The organism is Streptomyces tubercidicus, from assembly GCF_027497495.1.
GTDB classification, from domain to species: domain Bacteria; phylum Actinomycetota; class Actinomycetes; order Streptomycetales; family Streptomycetaceae; genus Streptomyces; species Streptomyces tubercidicus.
Genome location: NZ_CP114205.1, coordinates 7,568,226 through 7,588,415, shown reverse-complemented (window position 1 = coordinate 7,588,415; position 20,190 = coordinate 7,568,226). Strand labels below are relative to the sequence as shown.

The following is a 20,190-nucleotide window of genomic DNA, read 5'->3' as shown; positions in this document are numbered from 1 at the left end:
GTGCCTCATCTCTCTGAACTCAGCCTTGCCGACGGGACGTCGGTCCGCCTGGAGCTGGCCCCGACGGCCGCGGCCGCACCCCCGGCGCAGCCCCAAGAGGCCGATCTGCCCGACGGTATGGGCCCGACCGTACCCGTGGCCCGTGGCGGCGTGGCGGCCGGAGCGGGAGCCGTCGCGGCGATGCGTACGACACTGCGTCCGCTCGGGCCCCTGCTCCAGGAGATCCATGATGCGGTCACCGCGTCCGAACGACCGCCGCATGAGATGTCGGTGCAGTTCGGGGTGCAGGTCGGCCAGGATCTCAAGCTCGGCATCGTCGGGGCCAACGGCCATGCGAGTCTGACGATCACGGCGACCTGGCAGCCGCAGCGGGCGGAGTAATGGGCTGGTTCCGCGCCGTATCGGGCACCGACGATGCGGCGGATCCCCGGTTCCGGGTGGCGTCGGTGCTGGATGCCGGGGACGGCAAAGCGGCGGGCGCGGCCGTGGTGCTGACGCCGTATCACCTGCTGACCTGCGCGCATGTCGTCAATGACGCGCTCGGGAAGGAACTCTTCGACGACGGCCGGCCGGACGGCGCGACGCTCCGGGTGCAGACGCACGGCCCGGCCGGTGCTCGGCTGCACGAGGCGCTGCCCGTCCACTGGATTCCGCCGCGGCGGCTCGACGGAAGGGACGGCCCGCCTGGGCGCGGGGAGTTGGAGTGGGCGGGCGATCTGGCGGTGCTCAGAGTCGGTGCCGAGTTACCGTGCCCGGCTGCTCCGCCGGAGTTCCGGGCGATGCGGGAGGGCCAGTCCGTGCGCGCCTGGCACGGCAGCGCGTTGAGCGGCTCGTACGCCGATGTCCGGGTGAAGACCTGTGACAGCCGGGTCGGTTATCTGGACGGCGCGCTGTCCGGTATGGCGATCGGGCCCGCCTACAGCGGCGGCCCCCTGTGGTCGGAGGCCGAGGGCGCGGTCGTGGGACTCGTGGCCGCCTGCATGCTGCCGCCCGTCGACCAGGGCTACGACTCCCGGCATGTCACCCGCCGCAGTTGGGGCATTCCGTGGCAGCGGATCGAGACGGAGCTGCGGGCAGCCGGCGCCGGGGCTTTGCTCGACCGGCCGGTGTGCGACGACGATCCCGCGCAGGCCGTCCTCGCCGATCTGCTGGCGAATGTGCTGCCCACCCCGTTCTCCCGGGCCGACTCCGCCAGGGCGGTCGCCGAACGCTGCGGTCTCGGGCACCCCACCGACGGGTCCGCCCCGTCTCCGGAGGAGTTCGCGCGGATCCTGGTGACCGAGGAGCGGGCGCTGGCCGCGCTGACGGAAGCGCTGCGCTCCCGGGACCCCGGGGCGGTCTCCGCGCTGATCGCGGCGGGAAAGCTGTCCGCGGTGCCCCGGCTGCTGTCGCCGCGGGAGCACGACCAGCTGCTGGCGCTTCTGACCGGGCTGCCGGCCGAACTCACGGATCTGCTGCCCGAGGCCGTACGGGCCGCGCTGCCGCTGGTCGCCGAACTCCCCTGTGACGCCGGGTTTCCCGAGCTGCTGGGCAGGCTGGAGCAGCTCTCCGGCGACAGCCGTTCCGGACCGGGCGAACTGCGGGTGCCCGGCCTGCTGCGGGCGGTCGAATATGTGGCGGTGCTGTGTCCCGCGACGGAGCGGGCCGGGCTGCGGCTGTGGGCCGACCGCGTCGCCACTCGGCTCGGCATCCCCGCGCCCTCGCTGCGGGAGCGCCGCGCCGACGCCGACGAATGGGCGCTCGGGCGGCGGCGCCGGACCCGGCCACCGCGGCTGTTGGTGCATCTGGTCAAGGCCGGTGCGGACACCTTCCATCTGCGCCTGTGGAGCGACGACGGGATGGGCCCGAACCGAGCGCCGACCGAGACCGGCCGCCGGTACAGCGCGGCGGAGACCGCCGGGGCGGTGCTGCGGCTCCTGGAACGGCTCTGCCGGTCCGCTCCCGAGGGCGTCCGGCCGGTCGTCGAAGTCCTCCTCGACCGTGACTGCCTCGAACTCCCCGTGGACGAGTGGGAGTTCGCCGATCCGGACGGCCTGATCCCGGGGGTGCTGGGCGCGGAGTACGCGGTGGTCGTGCACTGTCCGGAACTCCTGCGGCGCAATGAGCGTTTTCTCACCGACTGGCGCCACCGCTGGGAACATCTGGAATCCTCCGGCCCGCTTCGTATCACCGGTACGTCCACCGGAGTGCGCGAGGCGTACGGCAAGTTGCTCGACCGGCGCGAAGCCGCCCGGGTGTCGGTGGAGGTGTCCGCTCGGGCCCGGATGGAGATCATCCAGCTGTGTCTGGCGATGGGCGTTCCCGTCGTGCTGTGGGACCGCGTTCCGGCGCACGAGATATCGCATGCCGTCCAGCAGGTGGCGGACGCCCCGGCCCGTGCGCTGCCCGAGCAGGTCCGTTCCTACCGCGCCAAGACCCTGCACCGTCCCGCCGACCATCCGGGCAGGCCCGTCCTCGCCTGGGCCGACCCCGACCGCGCCCTGCCCGAACTCCAGCTTTCCGAACCCACGGAGCTCCTATGAACCCCGAACCCACCGCCGACTGGCGGCTGTTCCAGGGCGACGGCACCCAGCGCCGGGTCACCCTGCCGCAGGCCCCGCCCTGGCGCAGGTTCGGCGGCTCCCGTCGCGGCGCCCCCGGCCCCCTGCCGTATCTGATCGCCCCGGAGCACGCCGATGTGGTCAATGCCGCGCTCCATCTGCGCCGGCCGCTCCTGGTCACCGGTCCGGCCGGCACCGGCAAGTCGTCGCTGGCCAGGGCGGTCGCCCATGAGCTCGACCTGGGTGAGGTGCTGCGCTGGCCGGTGAACAGCCGGGCCAATGTGCAGGACGCCCTGTACCGCTACGACGCCATCGGGCGGCTGCGGGAGACCACGCTCAGCCGTGACCGCGGAGAGGCCGAGCCGTCCATCGGGAGCTTTGTCCGCCTCGGTCCGCTGGGCACGGCGCTGGTGCCGGGCCCCCGGCCGCGGGTGCTGCTCGTCGATGAGCTCGACAAGGGGGACGTCGATCTGCCCAATGATCTGCTGACCGTTTTCGAGGAGGGCGTCTTCGAGATTCCGGAGCTGGCCAGGCTGCCCGAGGCGCAGTCGGTGATCCAGGTCCTGGTGGCCGACTCCCAGGATCCGGTCACGGTGGAGCGGGGCAAGGTCCTGTGCACCGAATTCCCGGTGGTGGTGATCACGAGCAACGGGGAGCGGGATTTCCCGCCGGCGTTCCTGCGCCGCTGTATCCGGCTGGATCTGCCCACCCCCGACGAGGAGCGGCTCCGGGCCATCGTGGCGGCTCATCTCGGTGACGGCGCGCTGGTCGGCGTCGAGGATCTGCTCAGGTCGTTCCTGCAGCGCCGCGGTCCGGGCGAACTCGCCACCGACCAGCTGCTCAACGCCGTCTTCCTGCGCGTCGGCGGCGTCGATCTGGACGCCGACGGGCTGCTGGACGCCGTGCTGCATCAACTCGGCGGGACCGTCTGAGCGATGACAGAGGGATCCGACCGGCTCCGGGAGGTGCTCGCGGTCTTCGCGGGGGCCGGTGTCGAGCTGGACCGGCACTCCCTGCTCGACGCGCTCTGGCTGGCCGGACGGTTGCCGGACGATCCGCAATCGGCGCCGCTGGCACGGGCGTTGGGCCCCGGACACCGGGCGGCGGCCGACGAGGTGTGCCCAAAGCCACCACCGCCCCTGCCGGACGACGCGGCCATGGCGGAAGCGGAACCCCAGGACGTCCTGCCGCTGGACGACCTCGGCGGCGATCTGCATGCCGCGCCGGAGCCCCGGACGGTCCCTCGTCCGTCGCGGCGCGAATTCCCGCTGCCGCCGAAGACGAGCGCGGCGATCCCACTGCGGGTGCCGGAGAACAAGGCGCTCCTGGGTGAGCTGGGCATCGGCCGCGCCCTGCGTCCACTGCGGCAGCGCCGGACCACCACCCGTATCCAGGAGTTCGACGAGGCGGCGACGGCCGCCGCGCTGGCCGAGAGCGGGCTGCCCGATGTCGTGCTGCGCCCTGGGCATGAACGCTGGCTCGATCTGGCGCTCGTGGTGGACGACGGGATGTCGATGCTGCTGTGGCGGCGGCTCGCCGTCGAGTGGCGGACGATGATGCAGCGGGTCGGGGCGTTCCGGATGGTCCATGTGCACGGGCTGGACACCCGCGGGCCCGACGCCCCGTTGCTGCGCGGCCGCCCCTTCGACCCGGACACCACCTCGCTGCCCCCGGCGGTGCTGGCCGACCCGTCGGGCCAGACGCTGATCCTGCTGCTCAGCGATGGGATGGGGACCGCCTGGCGGGACGGCCGGATGCACCGGGTGCTGGGGCGCTGGGCGGCGAACGGGCCGGTGGCGGTGCTCCATGCGCTGCCGCCGCGGCTGTGGGGCGGCTCCGGTATCCAGGCCGGGCGCTGGCGGGTGACGACGCGTCGGCGCGGCGCCGCCGGGGCGTCGTGGAGCGTCAGCGATCCGGTCCTGCCCGCCGACCTCGCGCCGTTTCACGGGCTGCCGGTGCCGGTGCTGGAGACCTCCGCGGGCCCCGTCTCGGCCTGGTCCCGGCTGCTCGCCTCGACCGGCGGCACGGTCCAGCTCCCGCTGCTGCACGCCCCGGCCGCGCGCCCCGTCGCCCCGTCCGGCGACGGGCTGGACAGCGTGCGGCACTTCCGTGACGCGGCCTCGCCCGAGGCGTACCGGCTCGCCGCGCATATCGCGGCGGTGGCGCCCGTTTCCGTGCCGGTGATGCGGCTGGTGCAGTCGGCGGTGCCGTGGTCGGCCGACACCGCCCATCTGGCCGAGGTGTTCCTGGGCGGGCTGATGCAGCCCGTGGAGGCGCCGGTGGCCGGGCCGCTGCGGGACCAGCACCGGATCTTCGACTTCTCCGAGGCGGCCAAGTCGGCGCTGCTGGACGCGGTGTCCACGCCCGAAGTCCTGCGCACCGGCCGTCATATCGGCCGGCGGCTGGAGCAACTGGCCGGGCGCTCCCCCGACTTCCCCGCCTGGCTCGCGCATCCGGACGGGATGGACCACCTGCCGACCGGTTCGCGGGCCTTCTCGTCCGTGGAACGGCGGCTGATGGCCCGGCTCGGCGCCTCCGTGCAGGTGGCGCCGCCGGATGACGACACGGAGCCGGCCGACCCCGACGGCTGGCGGCCGCTCACCTCGCGGGACCCGCGCCGGCTGGGCCCGTACACCCTGCACGGCCGGCAGCCCGGCACACGGTCGCTCGTATATCTGGGCCGCGACCGGCACGGCAAGGAGGCCGCGGTCCGGGTGATCAGGCCAGGCGCGCCGGACGAGGCGGCGGCGATGCTCGCCACCGAGGCGGAGGCGCTGGGGCGGATGGCCGGACAGTATGCGCCGCTGCTGCTCGCGACGGGCCCGCGCGACGATCCGCCGTGGCTGGCCATGCAGCTCTACCGTCCGTCCGGGCAGGACCAGGGCGAGCCGCCGCCCAAGCTCAGCAGCCTGCTGCGGGCCGCCACCGGCTCCCAGCTGCGCCGCGACACCCTGCTGTCCATCGCCTACGGATGGCATCTCGCGAGCGCCGTCAATCTGTGCCACCTCAAGGGGCTGGTGCTGCCCGAACTGACGCCGCAGAGCGTGCATGTCGTCGGGCGCTCCCTGATGCTGACCGGTCTGGGCCGGTGTGGCATCGACGGAGAGTTCCGGGCCCGTGGGGCGGAAGCGGTCCCCACGATGGCGGACAACGTCGAGTCGCTGGGGCAGATCCTGCGCCGGCTCGGGGACAAGCACCACACCCCGCAGTCCGCGGAGAGCGGGGACATGGCGCTGTGGCAGGGCGACACCTGGCGGCCGTTGCGCGAGATCGTCACGGCCTGTCTGTCCGAGGACCCGCGCCGCCGCCCGACCGCCGGTGAGGTCGCCGAGGGCTTCGCCCGTTACGTGCCGATGGCGACGGAGCTGCGGACGGGCGGCTCGGATGCCGGTGGCGCGGCCGGCCCCGGGAGCGCCGCACACTACTCGTTCCGTCCGGGCCCGCAGATCCCGCTGGAGCAGGACTCCGCGGCGACCGGTCAAGCGGCGGACCGGCCGCTCGGGGGCGGCGTTCCGGTGCCCCGGCTGGGGCGGCGGCGGATGGGCCCGGAGCAGCAGCAAAAGCTGGAACTGATCGGTGCCCACCTGCGGTTCAGCTACCGGACGACCGTCGTCGGCGTCGATACCGGTGTCGGCCGGAGCACCGTCACGCTCGCCCTGGGGGCAGTGCTGGCCGCCGCGCGCGGCGGGCGGGTGATCGCGCTCGACGCCGGTCACGCGCTCGGCGAGCTGGCGGCCCGGCTGAACCGCGGCGGCGCGGCCGGCCTGCGCCACGATCTGCTCCGTACGCTGCCCGCGGCCGACAGCTACGAGGAGGTGCTGCGCCACACACTGGACGGCCCGTCAGGGCTGCGTGCACTCACCCACGGCCTGGGCCGCACCACACCGGTCGCGGTGTACGAGGAGGAGTACCGTCGGCTGATGGAGCTGCTGAGCCGGCATTTCTCCGTCGTCCTCGCGGACTGGGCCCCGGTGCTGACCGAGAGCGTCACCGACACCGTCCTGTCGATGACGCACCGTCTGGTCGTCGTGGCCCGGATGACCGAGCCCGGCATCGGTCAGACGCAGACGCTGCTGACCCATCTCGCGCGCCGCGGCTACCCGGAGCTGGCGGAGCGTGCCGTCCTCGCGGTCACCAGCCTTCCCGGAGCGGACCGGCCGGTCCGGCGTGACGACTTCACCGAGCAGTTCCGCGGCCATCCGGGCGGGATGGTCTTCATCCCCTTCGACTACCGCCTCGACAGCCAGCGGGACATCGAACTCGCCCGGCTGCGGTCCCGTACGCAGGACGCGTTCCTCGACCTCGCCGTGCTGCTGGCGGAGGACTTCCCCGATCACACACCGTGACCCCCGCGCCGACTAGCTCCCGGCTCCCTGCGTGCCGCACCATGGAGGGAAGACCGTTCATTCACGACATATCCGATGAGGCGGTGGCGGGGTGGACGCCCTGGCCCCCGAGGGCGGATACGGCGACCGTGGCTTATGACGACGGCTTCCGGCGTACGGAGGCGGTGCAGGCAGTGACCGCACGAGTCCTTGGGTCTACCGGGGCTGAGCTGACCGCCGTCTACGTGCCGGCCGAAGCGGACGGCGTACTTCAGCTGGCCGAGATGGTCGGGGGCTCCGGCGTCCCCTACGGGTTGCCGATGAGCTATCCGCTGTCCGGCAATTCCCCCGTCGCCACGGCCTTCCGCAGCGGCACCGCCCTGTGGCTGGGCCCGGCGGAGCTCGCGGAGTACGACCTGACGGGGGCTGCGGACAGCGCTGACACGGACCCCTGGGACGGGGCAGGGAAGCCGCCCGCCGATGTGTCGTTGGGTGTGCTGCCGCTGGGCGGGAGCGTCCGGCGGCTGGGGTGCCTGGTGGTCATGGACAAGGCCACCGACGCCTTCGACGCGGACCGCCGCCACCTCCTGGAGCTGCACGCCGACCAGGTGGCCGCGGGGCTGGAGGCCGTCGCGGCCCGGGTGATGGCGCAGACGGAGCGGCGGTCGCTGCTCGGTCCTGGGCTGGACACCCTCCGGGGCGGCGCCTTCACGCTGATCCTGCGCACCGGGCGGATGGACGCGGACGCACAGGTGCTGGAGCTGTTCGGCATCGCCCCGGAGGAGTTCGACCGGCGGGTGGAGACGCTGCTGGAGCGCACGGTGCCGGACGACGTTCCGGCGCTGATGTCGATCGTGGAGCCGGGCGGGCTGCCCGGGTCCGGGCAGCAGTTGTCGATCCGTATCCGCCGGCCCAACGGCGAGCTGCACTGGCTGAGCCTGCGCTGCCGGGTGCTGGTCGGCGCCGATGGCGCGCCGGAGCGGATGCTGGGGGTGGTCGCCGACGCCTCCTATCTGCGCCCTACGGCCGACGAGGTCTCCATCGTGCAGCGGCTGTCGGCCGCGCTGGCCGGGGCCACCACGATCCGGGACGTCAGCCGGGTGGTGGTCGCCGCGCTGCGGGCGCCGCTGGCGGCCGAGCGGGTGGCGGTGGCCGAGCTGGAGGCCGACCGGTTCGTGGTGTCCGTCCTCGATCCTCCGGAGCCCGGTGCCTGGCCCGCTGCGTGGCGCTCCGACTGGCGGTCGGAGTGGCCCGATGCGGCCTGCCACTCGATGCCCACGCTGGAGAGCGTGCTGCGTAGCGGGCATGTCGCCCTGTGGCCGCCGGGTGCGGCCCTGGAAGCCGATCTCGCGGGCATCGGGCCCGGTGGGCTCGCCGTGCTGCCGTTGCCGGCCGAAGGGCGGATCGTCGGGGTGTGCCTGATCGGCTGGGAGGAGGACCACCATTTCGGGCCGGAGGAGCGGTCCCTGCTGACCGCGACCGCGGGGCTGGTGGGGCAGGCCCTGGTGCGCGCCCACGCAATGGACGCCGGGCATGAGCTCGCCACGATGCTCCAGCGCAGTCTGCTGCCCCGCAAGCTGCCGTCGCTGCCCGGAGGGGTGGCCGTGGCCCGCTATCTGCCGGCCACGATGGGGCTGGAAGTGGGCGGCGACTGGTATGACGTCATTCCGCTGTCCGACGGCCGTATCGCGCTGGTCATCGGCGATGTGGAGGGGCACAGCGCCGGGGCGGCCACGATCATGGGCCAGATGCGCACGGCCATCAGGGCCTATGCGGTGGAGGGCCACCCGCCCGATGTGGTGATCGCCCATGCCAACCGGCTGCTCCTGGGCATGGAGACCGATCTGTTCGCCACCTGCTGCTATGTGGACCTGGACGTGGAGGAGGGCATCGCCTGGTTCGTCCGGGCCGGGCATCTGCCGCCGCTGCTGCGGCTGCCCGACGGCGGTACCGAGGAGCTGGTGGTCGAGGGCGGGCCGCCGCTGGGGGTGGCCGAGGACGCCGAGTTCCCGCTGACCGAGGTGGGGCTGGCCCCCGGCACCGTGCTCGCCCTGCTCACGGACGGCCTGGCCGAGTCGGCGAGCCTCCCCTTGGAGGACGGGCTCCGCCGGGTGCGGGCCGCGCTGGCCGCGGCCGATCCGGCCGATGCCGGTGAGCTCGCCGATGCCCTGCTCGGGGGCGCGAAGCGGCGGGACGACGATGTGGCCGTGCTGGTGCTGCGCTACGACGGGATGCGGGTCCGCCCGACCCGGGCCCGCTGGACGGTGTGGCGGCTCCCGGACGCCGTGATGCACGCCCGCCGCTTCACCGGGCGCACCCTGCGCTCCTGGGGCGTGACGGAGGAGCAGGACGTGGCCCTGCTGGTGGTGTCCGAGCTGGTCACCAACGCCATCGCCCATACCCAGGGGGAGGTGCGGCTGGATCTGACGCTGAGTGCGGACCGGCTGCGGGTGGGGGTGAACGACGCTTCGCCGCGCTCCCCCGTCAAGCCGGCGAGCGTGGACTGGGAGTCGACCGGTGGCCGTGGGCTGCTGCTGGTCGAGGCGATGTCGGCGTCCTGGGGTTCGGTGCCGCTGAGCGGCGGCAAGCAGGTGTGGAGCGAGATCGCGCTGGAGCCGGGCGAGCGGCTCGGCTCCGCGGAGTCGCCGGGCGCCGCGGACGGCCCGCGGAGCGGTGAGGAGGTGCGCTGAGGTGCGTGCCCGTCTGCGTGGCGCCGCTGCCCTGCTCGTCGGGGTGTGCCTGGTGGCCGGCCCGGTCGCCTGCGGAGAGGCCGGCGGGGCACGGGAGTCAGGCGGGTCCGCCTCCGGGGGCGCCCCGAAGATCGGGGTGCTGCTCCCGGACAACACCTCGCGCCTCTACCACTTCGACAAGCCGCTGATCGAGAAGAAGATCCATCGGCTGTGCCCCGATTGCACGGTGGAGACGGTCAGCGCGCAGCACGATGTGGCCACTCAGCAGCAGCAGATGGACGCGATGATCACCAAGCAGGTTCAGGTGCTGATCCTGGACGCCGTCGACTCCAAGTCGCTGCGTTCGTCGGTGGAGAGCGCGCGGCGGGCCGGGATCCCGGTCGTCGCCTATGACCGTCTCGTCGAGGGGCCGGTGTCCGCCTATGTCTCCTTCAACGGTGCGACGGTCGGCAGGCTGCAGGGCGAGGCGCTGCTCAAGGCGCTCGGCCCCCAAGCGCGTCACGCCCAGATCGTCATGATGAACGGCGCTTCGTCGGACCCCAACTCCGCCTGGTTCAAGCAGGGCGCGCTCGCCGTGCTCAAGGGCAGGGTGAAGATCGGGAAGGTCTATGAGACCGGTGACTGGCGGCCGGAGAACGCGAATCGCAATATGTCCGCCGCCATCTCGGCGCTCGGCGCCGACCATATCGACGGCGTCTACTCCGCGAATGACGGTCTGGCCGCCGGTATCATCGCCGCCCTGCATGCCGCCAAGGTCACCCCGCTGCCGCCGATCACCGGCCAGGACGCCGAACTCGCCGCCATTCAGCGCTTGGTGACGGGTGATCAGATCATGACGGTCTACAAGCCCTTCGCGCCCGAGGCGGGCACCGCCGCCGCCATGGCCGTCGCGCTGGGACGCGGCGAGAAGCTCAAAGGCATCACGACACACACGGTCAACAGCCCCACCCACCGCGGCATCCCGGCCGTACTGCTCACCCCGGTCTCCGTGAATGTGCACAACATCAAGAACACCGTGGTCAAGGACGGCATGTACCGGATCGATCAGATCTGTACCCCCAAGTTCGAGTCCGCCTGCAAGAAGGCGGGGCTCCTCAGGTAAGGCAGGCATCCATGGAGTCCGGCGCAACTCTCCGGCGGCCGAGGCCGGTACCGCCGCTGCTGGCGCTGCGCGGCATCTTCAAGCGGTACGGCGCCGTCCAGGCCCTGGCCGATGTCGATCTGGAGATCCGCGCCGGTCAGGTCGTCGCGCTCGTGGGCGACAACGGCGCCGGAAAGTCCACGCTGATCAGAGTGATCGCCGGAGTCGATCCCGCCGATGAGGGCGTGGTGGAGTGGGAGGGCCGGCCGGTTCACCTCGCCCGCCCGCACGACGCCCAGGACCTGGGAATCGCCACCGTCTACCAGGACCTCGCGCTGTGCGACAACCTCGATGTGGTCGGCAATCTCTTCCTCGGCCGGGAGATCCACCGGGGCGGTGTGCTCGACGAGGTGGAGATGGAGCGCCTCACCCTGGACCTGCTCGACATGCTGGCCATCCGGATGCCCGACGTCCGCCTGCCGGTCGCCTCGCTCTCCGGCGGCCAGCGGCAGACCGTCGCGATCTCCCGCTCGCTCCTCGGCGAGCCCCGGCTGGTGCTGCTCGACGAGCCCACCGCGTCCCTGGGCATCGAACAGACCGCCCAGGTCCTCGACCTCGTCGACCAGCTGCGGGAGCGCGGTCTCGGGGTGCTGCTCATCAGCCACAACATGGGTGACATCAAGGCGGTCGCGGACTGGATCGCCGTACTGCGGCTGGGCCGGAACAACGGGTTCTTCGATGTGACGACCACCTCGCACGAACAGATCATCTCCTCCATCACCGGGGCCACGGACAACGCCGTGACCCGCCGCAAGGCGCCGGAATGGGAAGGGGAGTCATGAGCCGGACATGGGCGCTCAGGAAGCAGAAGACGGCCGGCGGTGCGGTGACCGCTGCCGACCGGCGGCGGCTGGCGCCCGAGTTCGGTACCCAGAACCCGCTGGAGATCCTCAAGCGCAGGTTCCACAGCGGGGAGCTCGGCTCGGTCCCGGTCGCGCTCGGCCTGATCGTGGTCTGGATCATCTTCGAGAGCCTCAATGAGAACTTTCTGTCGCCGCGCAACCTGTCCAATCTGAGCGTGGACATCGTCGGCACCGGCATGATCTCGGTGGGCGTCGTCTTCGTGCTGCTGCTGGGCGAGATCGATCTCTCGGTCGGCTCGGTCAGCGGCCTGGCCGCGGCCGCGTTCGCGGTGCTGAATGTGAGTCACGGCGTGCCGGAGGGGCTCGCACTGCTCATCGCGGTGCTCGGCGGTATGGCGATCGGTGCCGTGCAGGGGTTCTTCCTCGCCAAGGTCGGGGTACCGGCGTTCGTGGTCACCCTTGCGGGGCTGCTGGGCTGGAACGGCCTGATGCTCTACATCCTGGGCGCCAACGGCACGATCAACATCGACGACAAGGGCCTGCTCGCGATGCTGACCGGCTACTACTTCCACAATGTGGCCGCCGCGTACGGCCTGGCGGCGCTGGGCACCGCCGGGTACTTCCTGGCTTCGTACCATGACGCGCGGCGGCGCCGGGCCGCCGGTGTGCCCGCCCGGCCGCTGAGCGAGATCCTGCTGCGCACCGGCGTGCTGGCGGCGATCGCGATGGCCTCGGCGTTCGTCCTCAATCAGTTCCTGGGGCTCCCGCTGGCCCTGTTGATCTTCCTGGTGGTGCTGGTCGGTCTGGACTGTGTGCTGCGCCGGACCCGCTACGGACGCATGATCTTCGCGCTCGGCGGCAGCGTCGAAGCCTCCCGCCGCACCGGCCTCAATGTGGATCTGGTCCGTATCTCGGTCTTCATGATGTCCGGCACGATGGCGGCGGTCGGCGGGCTGTTCCTGGCCTCGCGGGTCACCTCGGCCAGTCAGACCTCGGGGGCGGGTCTGCTGCTGATGGACGTCATCGCGGCGGCGGTGATCGGCGGCACCAGTCTGTTCGGCGGCCGGGGCCGCACCTGGTCGGCTCTGCTCGGTGTCCTGGTGATCCAGTCGATCGCCTCCGGTGTGGCCCTGATGGGCATCCAGACGGCCGTGCAGTTCATGATCACGGGCGGGGTGCTGCTGATCGCCGTGGTCATCGACTCGCTGTCGCGGCGGGCGCAGCGGGCGCACGGACGGCTCTGACCCCGCGGCGGCGGGAGGGACCGAGTGGCTCATGCCGGAGCGGAGAAGGTCGAGCACCCTTGAAGTGGGGGCGCGAACGCGCCGAGCGCGCCAGGAATGGAGCGAGGCCATGAAGGATGTCATCACCGCCGGTGTGGACGGTACGGCCGAGTCCCTGTCCGCGATCCGGTGGGCGGCGGAGGAGGCGCGGCTTCGTCATGCGCGCCTGCGGCTGCTGCATGCCTGGGTGCTGCTCGCGCCGGAGCCCACACCCCGCCCGGAGGCCGGAGAGGACCAGAACTACTGGCCCCACCGGATGATGAATGACGCCGCCACGATGGTCCACGCCCGTTTCCCGGACCTTCCGGTGGACGAGGTCCTGGTGGCCAAGGACCCGCCCGTGGCCCTGCAGGAAGCCGCGGAAGAGTCGGATCTGCTGGTGCTCGGCTCCCGGGATCTGGGCCCGGTGTCCCGCTATGCGCTCGGTGAGCTCGGACTGCGGCTGGTGGCGCACACCGCCTCCCCCCTCGTCCTGGTACGCGCCCGGCAGGACCCCGGGGCGCACGAGGGCGCGGGCGAGGTGATGATGGCGCTGAGCCTCCATGAGCCGTGTGAGGCGCTGCTCGCCTTCGCCTTCGACAGCGCCGCCCGGCGGGGTGTCACCCTGCGTGCCGTCCATGGCAGGCACCTTCCCTCGTACGCGTACAACCGCGGGGGCGGGGTGGAGCCGGTCGCCGCCGAGGAGGCGGAGCAGGACGCGCGGCAGGAGCTGGCCGCCGCCCTGCGGCCCTGGCGCGACAAGTATCCGGACCTGCGGGTGGACGAGCGGGTGGTGATGGAGAGTCCGGCGCCCGCGCTGCTGCACAGTGCCGCGGACGCGGGGCTGCTCGTCGTCGGCCGACGGCACCGGCACCGGCTGCCGGGCCCCCGGATCGGCCATGTCGTGCAGGCGGTCGTCCACCACGCTCCGTGTCCGGTGGCCGTGGTGCCCCCTGAATGACCGTTACGGCCACGGGCGCCACGGTCCGTGACGGCCACCGGCGTGCCAGGACGCGCCACGGCAGAAGGCGGATGATGACGGTAGGGGCTCATACAGCGGGAGCAGCTGCCGACGGTGCGGCCACCCCGGTCGCGGTGCGGCCGCGGCCTCCGGAGCGTGCCCGCGGCAGGGGAAGCGGAGGCACACCATGGCACACACAGTCGAATGGCCCGTCCGGCTGTACCTCTTCGAGGAGGACGGGACGACCAAGGCGCGGGTGGAGCTCCGTACCGGAACCACCACCCTCGCCGGGCACGGCATCGCCCGGTGCAGCCCCGAGGACCGGGACGTACCGGAGATCGGCGACGAGATCGCGGCCGGGCGTGCGGTGCAGGACCTCGCCGGGAAGCTGCTGCGGGTGGCCGACCACGATCTGGAAGGTGTCGGTGCCGCACCGAAGCGGCGTGAGCATCGCGTCGCCTACGGCTGGACGGACGCCATGGCGTGAGCCCGGGTGCGGGCGGCGGCCGCAGCCGACCGGTGGCCCGGCCGTCCGTGGAAGGAGTCGGCCATGTCGGATGCGACGACCACCGACCTGTACGAAGTCACCATGGCCCTCTCGTATCTGCACGAGGGCATGACGCAACCGGCGACCTTCAGCTGCTTTGTACGGGCGCTGCCGCCGGAACGGGGATTTCTGATCGCCGCGGGGGCCGAAACCGTCCTGGACTTCCTCGCCGGATTCACGGTCGGACACGAGGATGTCGAGGTGTTCGCCGAGGCGTTGCAACGACCCGCGCGGGAGCTGGCGCCGCTGCTGGGCATGCGGTTCACCGGTGAGGTCCGGGCGGTGCCCGAGGGGCGGGTGGTGCTGGCGGGTGAGCCGCTGCTGGAGATCACCGCTCCTTTGCCGCAGGCGCAGCTGGTGGAGTCCTTGGTGCTGAATCACCTCACCCATCAGACTGCCCTCGCCTCCAAATGCGTCCGCTGTGTGCTCGCCGCGCGGGGCCGCTCCGTCGTGGACTTCTCGCTGCGGCGCGCGCCGGGGACCGCCGCCGCCTACCAGGTGGCCCGGCTCGGTGCCATGACCGGATTCGCGGGCACCAGCAATGTGGCGGCGGCGCACGCCGAGGATCTGCCGGCCGTCGGCACGATGGCCCACTCATACATCGAGGCGTTCGAGGACGAGGAGGCGGCGTTCACCGCGTTCGCGCTCTGCCACCCCGGCCCGGTGACCTTTCTGGTGGACACCTACGACACCGAGTCCGGTGTCGCGGCCGCGGCCCGGGTGCTGAACGGGCTGGGCCGCGGCGACGGGTCGGCCATCCGCCTGGACAGCGGTGACCTGGCGGAACTCGCCGTGCGGGCCCGCTCGATCCTGGACAACGCGGGGCTGCCGCAGGTGCGGATCGTCGCGAGCGGCGGACTGGACGAGTTCGCCGTGCACGACCTGGCACGGGCGGGCGCGCCGATCGATGTCTACGCCGTGGGCACGCGCGTCGGAGTCAGTGCCGACGCCCCCTCCCTGGACTCGGCGTACAAGCTCGTGGCCTACGACGGCCGGCCGGTGATGAAGCTGTCGGCGGCGAAGGCGAGCGCCCCGGGGCGCAAGCAGGTCTTCCGCAGGCCCGGGTGCCACGATGTGATCGGCCTGGCCGATGAGCCGCTCCCGGCGGGCAGTACGCCGCTGCTGGAGACGCTGATGCGCGGGGGTGTGCGGAGCACCGCGCGCGGCCGGCTGATGGACGCCCGGCGGCGGGTCGTGGCGGATCTCGCGGAGCTGCCCGCGACGGCCCGGTCCATCCGGTCGCCGCATGCGGTGCGGCCGCGGGTGTCGAAACGGCTCGCCGACCTGACCCACCGGGTGCGGCGGCGGATCGAACGCGAAGTCCTGGCCCCGTTCGGCTCACACGCCTGAGGCCGGGAGGCCCGGCCGTACGCCTGAGGCCGGGAGGCCCGGTGCGGCATTTCTCCGTACCGTCGTCGTATGGCGGAGAAACAGGGCGGCAACGGCCCGGCGAAGGTGCCGCGGAAGATCTACGAGCGGGAGCTGTACCGGCTGCAGACGGAGCTGGTGAAGCTCCAGGAGTGGGTACGGGCCGAGGGCGCCCGGCTGGTGGTGGCCTTCGAGGGGCGCGACGCGGCCGGCAAGGGCAGCACGATCAAACGCGTCACCGAGCACCTCAACCCCCGGGTGGCACGGATCGTGGCACTGCCCCGGCCGACCGAGCGGCAGCGCTCCCAGTGGTACTTCCAGCGCTATACGGAGCACCTTCCGGCGGCGGGCGAGATCGTGCTGTTCGACCGCAGCTGGTACAACCGGGCCGGTGTCGAGCGGGTGATGGGATTCTGCACGCCGGCCGAGCACCAGCGGTTTCTGCGGCAGTGCCCGGTCTTCGAGCGGATGCTGGTGGAGGACGGGATCCTGCTGCGCAAATACTGGTTCTCGGTGAGTGATGAGGTCCAGGAGCAGCGGTTCCGGCGCCGGCTGGAGGACCCGACCCGGCGCTGGAAGCTCTCCCCCATGGACCTGGAGTCGCTGACCCGCTGGGAGGAGTACTCGCGAGCCAAGGACGACATGTTCGTCCACACGGATATCGCGGAGGCACCGTGGTACGTCGTCGAGAGCGACGACAAACGCCGGGCCCGGCTGAACATGATCGCCCATCTGCTGTCGACGGTTCCCTATCGCGACATCGCCCCGCCGGAGCTCGAACTCCCGCCCCGGCCGTCCGCCACCGGCTATCAGCGGCCGCCCCGCGATCTGCAGACGTATGTGCCCGATCACGCGGCCGGGTTGGAGCGGTGACGGCGGCCCGGCGGCTCCGCTTCAGACCTGCTGTGGGACCACCGCCACGGGACAGGTGGCATGGCAGAGCGCGGTGTGCGCCAGCCGCCCGAGCTGGAGCCCGAAGTGGCCATGGCGCTGCTGTGCCCCGGTCACCAGCAGGTCCGCGGCGGCCGTACGGTGCACCAGAACCTTGTGGGCGGGGCCCTCGACCGTGACCCGCCGTACCCGGACCGCCGGATACTCCGCGACCACCCCGTCCAGCGCCTCGTCCAGCAGCGCCGACGCCTGCTTCTCGTGGTAGCGCCGGGCGTCCGCGGCGAGCAGCGGGGCCTCGGTCGCATCGCGTACCGGGAGGGGCCAGGCGCATACCGCCTCCAGCGTGCACTGGCGGGCCGCTGCCTCGCGGAAGGCGAAGCGGACGGCCGCCGTCTCCGCGGCCGGATCGGCGACGGTGAGGAGGATGCGCCCATGCGTGCCCGCCAGTCCGGCCACGTCCCCGCGCACCACGATGACCGGGCACCGGGCGCGGGCCGACACCGCCAGGCTGACCGACCCCAGCAGCAGACCGGCGATCTCGCCGCGCCCACGGGAGCCGAGGATCAGCGCCGTCGCATGGAGCCCCTCGTTCAGCAGAGCGGTGATCGCGTCGGTGGCGAGCACCTCCCCCGAGATCTCGATGTCCGTCTGCTTGCGGCGGGCGACCTCGGCGGCGGAGGCGACGACGGACTCCGCGAGTACCTGCTCGCTGGGGCGCTCCCCGCCGTCCGGCGGCACCGTGCCCTCGAAGCGCTCCCACCGGGAGGCGTAGACGACCCGCAGCGGAAGGCCGTGGCGCGCCGCCTCGTCCGCGGCCCAGTCGAGCGCCCGGAAGGCGGTATCCGACCCATCGGTCCCCACGACCAGCGGATGCACCATCGCCGCCACGTCCTTCCTCGCATCGGCGCGGACATGTCCCTACTGCCACCGTCGCACCGGGTCCGGGGGGTGCGCAGGTCCGGACGGATACCGGGCGGTGGGCCGCCCGGTCCTGCTTGTCCCGGCGCCCGGTCCGCGCCCTTCCGGGACAAGCCCCGGAAGGGCACCGCGGCTACCGTGGAGGTACGGCCCCGCCCTCGTGAGGGGCCATCCAGCGGAGGCCATGGTGGGCGACCACGGAAGCGGCCGGCACGACACCGCCCGGCGCCGGCTCGACGCGCTGCCGGACGAGCTGCAACAGCGCCTCGACGCTCTGCGGCAGGGCCCCGGCGACCCGGTGAACCTGCTGCTGGAGGCCGTGCTCTCGGTGGGCAGGGAGCTGGATCTGCCGCAGGTACTGCGCCGCATCGTGGAAGCGGCGGTGGTGCTCGTGGACGCCGAGTACGGGGCGCTGGGCGTGGTCTCCGAGGGCACCCGGCTCTCCCAGTTCCTGCCGGTCGGGGTCACCGACGCACAACAGCAGGCGATCGGCCGGCTGCCCGAGGGACACGGCCTGCTGGGCGAGCTGATCCGGCATCCCCGGCCGCTGCGGCTCCCGGAACTGTCCCGGCACCCGTCGTCGTACGGCTTTCCGCCGCACCACCCGCCCATGCGCTCCTTCCTCGGGGTGCCCATCCGGGTCGGCGACGAGGTGTTCGGGAATCTCTATCTCACCGAGAAACGGGGCGGTGGCGACTTCGACGCCGAGGACGAGACGGTGCTCTCGACGCTGGCGGTGGCGGCGGGCGTGGCCGTCGAGAACGCGCGGCTGTACGAGGAGGCCCGCTACCGGCAGCGGTGGCAGGAGGCCAACGGTGAGATCGTCGCCCGGCTGCTGCTGCCGGGGGCGGACGAGATGGCGGCGCTGGGGCTGATCGTGGACCAGGCGCGGGAGATTCTCACCGCGGACCTCGGTGTGATCGCGGTGCCCGAGCCGGACGGGGCGGCGCTGCATGTCGCGCTGGCGTCCGGCGTCGACGCCGAGGCGCACCGCGGGCTGCTGCTCCCCCGGCAGGGCTCGTTCATGGGAGCGGCGCTGGACCGGCGGGAGCCGATGATCAGCACCGAGGTCGAGAAGGATCCACGGATCACCGCGGGGCCGCCGCGCTGGATGGGGCTGGGGCCCGCGGTCGCCGTCCCGATGATCACCGGTGGCCGGCCTCGTGGGGTGCTGCTGGTGGCACGGGTGCGGGAGCGGCCCCCGTTCACCGAGCTGGAGACCGGCCCGCTGCTGACCTTCGCGGGTCAGGCCGCGCTGGCCATGGAACTGGCCGACCGACGGCGGTCCGCCGAGCAGCTCACGCTCCTTCAGGACCGCGACCGGATCGCGCGTGATCTGCACGATCTGGCGATCCAGCGGCTCTTCGCCACGGGGATGACGCTGCAGAGCGCGGTCCGTTTCGTGGACCATCCGGCGGCGAGCGAGCGGTTGTTGCGCGCGGTGGACGATCTGGACGAGACGATCAAGATCATCAGGTCCACCATCTTCGGGCTCCGCACCTCGGGCCGGCCCGGTCACGGGCTGCGGGGCCGCATCGTCACGGCGGTGGAACAGGCCGCCCGCGCCCTGGGGTTCACCCCGTCGCTCCGTATGCAGGGGCTCATCGACACCGATGTGCCGGCCGATATCGCGGAGCATGTGGTGGCGGTGCTGGGCGAAGCGCTGAGCAATGCCGCGCGGCATGCGCACGCCACCGCGGTGGAGGTCTCCCTGGCCGTGGGCGGCGGTGCGCTGAGCCTGAGCGTCACGGACAACGGGGTGGGCCTGCCGCGCCACGGCCGGCGGAGCGGGCTGAGCAATCTCGCCAAGCGGGCGGAGAGTGTGGGCGGCGAGCTGACGCTGGAGACCCCGGCGCAGGGCGGCACCCGGCTGCTGTGGCAGGCGCCGCTTCCGTCGTCCTGAGGCGCGGCCCGGAGTCCGGGCCGGTACGGTCCGTCCGGACCAGGAGGGTCAGGGGCGCTCCGGCCCGGCGGCCGACGGCGGTCCCTGGGCGGCGAGGACGGCCGCCTGGATACGGCGTTCCACCCCGAGCCCGGCCAGCAGACCCGAGACATGGCTCTTGACCGTCTCCTCGGAAAGGTGGAGCCGCCGAGCGATCTGACGGTTCGTCAATCCCGCGCGGATCAGCCCGAGAACCTCCCGATCCCGCGGCGACAGCCCGGACAGCGCGTCCGCCTCACCGGTGTCCACGCCGGTATCCGCCCCACGCAGACCGTCCATCAGCCGCGCGGTGCTCGCCGGGTCGAGCAGCGAACGGCCGGCGGCGACCGTGCGGACGGCGGCGACCAGGTCCGACCCCTTGATCTCCTTCAGGACATAGCCCGCCGCGCCCGCCATGATCGCGTCCAGCAGCGCCTCGTCGTCATCGAACGAGGTGAGCGTCAGACAGGCGAGTCCGGGCAGCCGCGACCGCAACTCCCGGCAGACGCTGATCCCGTCACCGTCCGGCAGCCGCACATCGAGCACGGCGACATCGGGGCCGAGCGCCGGACCGTGGGCCAGCGCCTGGCCCGCGGTTCCCGCGTCCCCGACCACCTCGATATCGGGTTCCGCGTCGAGCAGGTCCCGCACCCCGCGGCGCACCACTTCATGGTCGTCGAGCAGGAACACCCGGATCGGCCGCTGCGGTGAGAACTCGCGTACGTCGCCCATGGCGTCCTCCACGCTCTCGGCCGTCCGGTGCGGGCGGTGTTCTCATCGTCGCCCTGCCGCCCGTACGCACACCAGGGCCGAACGGGGCCGC

15 protein-coding genes are annotated in these 20,190 nt (G+C 72.5%); 13 read left to right on the top strand and 2 right to left on the bottom strand.

What is annotated here, in order from left to right:
- The 12 genes from STRTU_RS33230 (at nt 1) to ppk2 (ending at nt 16,510) form a co-directional block, all read left to right on the top strand.
- A complete protein-coding gene (locus STRTU_RS33230; protein WP_159748789.1) occupies nt 1-381 on the top strand; it encodes a CU044_2847 family protein in 381 nt (126 codons plus the stop codon).
- Complete coding sequence (locus STRTU_RS33225) at nt 381-2,522, top strand: VMAP-C domain-containing protein (RefSeq protein WP_159748788.1); 2,142 nt, start codon at nt 381-383, stop codon at nt 2,520-2,522. Before STRTU_RS33230 ends, STRTU_RS33225 begins: the two co-directional genes overlap by 1 nt.
- Nucleotides 2,519-3,472, top strand: coding sequence for an AAA family ATPase (locus tag STRTU_RS33220; RefSeq protein WP_159748787.1), 954 nt, complete (start codon nt 2,519-2,521; stop codon nt 3,470-3,472). The genes STRTU_RS33225 and STRTU_RS33220 overlap by 4 nt, the downstream gene beginning before the upstream one ends.
- Before the next feature lie 3 nt (nt 3,473-3,475).
- Entirely contained in the window at nt 3,476-6,886 is a 3,411-nt protein-coding gene (locus STRTU_RS33215; RefSeq protein WP_159748786.1) for an SAV_2336 N-terminal domain-related protein, read from the top strand.
- A 263-nt stretch (nt 6,887-7,149) separates the two neighbouring features.
- On the top strand, nt 7,150-9,555 hold the full coding sequence (locus STRTU_RS33210) for a SpoIIE family protein phosphatase (protein ID WP_246241697.1): 2,406 nt from the start codon (nt 7,150-7,152) through the stop codon (nt 9,553-9,555).
- Nucleotide 9,556: 1 nt separating this feature from the next.
- Complete coding sequence (locus STRTU_RS33205; RefSeq protein ID WP_159748784.1) at nt 9,557-10,657, top strand: substrate-binding domain-containing protein; 1,101 nt, start codon at nt 9,557-9,559, stop codon at nt 10,655-10,657.
- 11 nt (nt 10,658-10,668) lie between these two features.
- Nucleotides 10,669-11,478 carry an ATP-binding cassette domain-containing protein gene (locus STRTU_RS33200; protein WP_159748783.1) on the top strand — a complete coding sequence of 270 codons (810 nt, stop codon included), beginning with the start codon at nt 10,669-10,671 and terminating at the stop codon, nt 11,476-11,478.
- Nucleotides 11,475-12,743, top strand: coding sequence for a sugar ABC transporter permease (locus STRTU_RS33195; protein WP_159748782.1), 1,269 nt, complete (start codon nt 11,475-11,477; stop codon nt 12,741-12,743). The genes STRTU_RS33200 and STRTU_RS33195 overlap by 4 nt, the downstream gene beginning before the upstream one ends.
- A 109-nt stretch (nt 12,744-12,852) precedes the next feature.
- Nucleotides 12,853-13,722 (top strand): universal stress protein, encoded by an 870-nt coding sequence (locus STRTU_RS33190; protein WP_159748781.1) that lies wholly within the window; start codon nt 12,853-12,855, stop codon nt 13,720-13,722.
- Nucleotides 13,723-13,909: 187 nt separating this feature from the next.
- On the top strand, nt 13,910-14,209 hold the full coding sequence (locus STRTU_RS33185; RefSeq protein ID WP_159748780.1) for a DUF1876 domain-containing protein: 300 nt from the start codon (nt 13,910-13,912) through the stop codon (nt 14,207-14,209).
- A gap of 63 nt (nt 14,210-14,272) precedes the next feature.
- Nucleotides 14,273-15,619 (top strand): nicotinate phosphoribosyltransferase, encoded by a 1,347-nt coding sequence (locus tag STRTU_RS33180; protein ID WP_159748779.1) that lies wholly within the window; start codon nt 14,273-14,275, stop codon nt 15,617-15,619.
- Between the two features lie 69 nt (nt 15,620-15,688).
- Complete coding sequence (gene ppk2 / locus STRTU_RS33175) at nt 15,689-16,510, top strand: polyphosphate kinase 2 (RefSeq protein WP_159748778.1); 822 nt, start codon at nt 15,689-15,691, stop codon at nt 16,508-16,510.
- Between the two features lie 21 nt (nt 16,511-16,531).
- Here the strand turns inward: ppk2 and STRTU_RS33170 are convergent, their stop codons facing one another.
- On the bottom strand, nt 16,532-17,407 hold the full coding sequence (locus STRTU_RS33170) for a universal stress protein (protein ID WP_159748777.1): 876 nt from the start codon (nt 17,405-17,407) through the stop codon (nt 16,532-16,534).
- Between the two features lie 223 nt (nt 17,408-17,630).
- On the opposite strand from STRTU_RS33170, the gene STRTU_RS33165 reads away from it, so the two are divergent.
- Nucleotides 17,631-19,349 carry a sensor histidine kinase gene (locus STRTU_RS33165; protein WP_159748776.1) on the top strand — a complete coding sequence of 573 codons (1,719 nt, stop codon included), beginning with the start codon at nt 17,631-17,633 and terminating at the stop codon, nt 19,347-19,349.
- A 48-nt stretch (nt 19,350-19,397) separates the two neighbouring features.
- Here STRTU_RS33165 and STRTU_RS33160 read toward each other — a convergent pair whose 3' ends face one another.
- The gene (locus STRTU_RS33160) at nt 19,398-20,099 is read right to left on the bottom strand and encodes a response regulator (RefSeq protein WP_159748775.1); all 702 of its coding nucleotides are present in this window, start codon (nt 20,097-20,099) and stop codon (nt 19,398-19,400) included.
- Nucleotides 20,100-20,190: the final 91 nt, after the last annotated feature.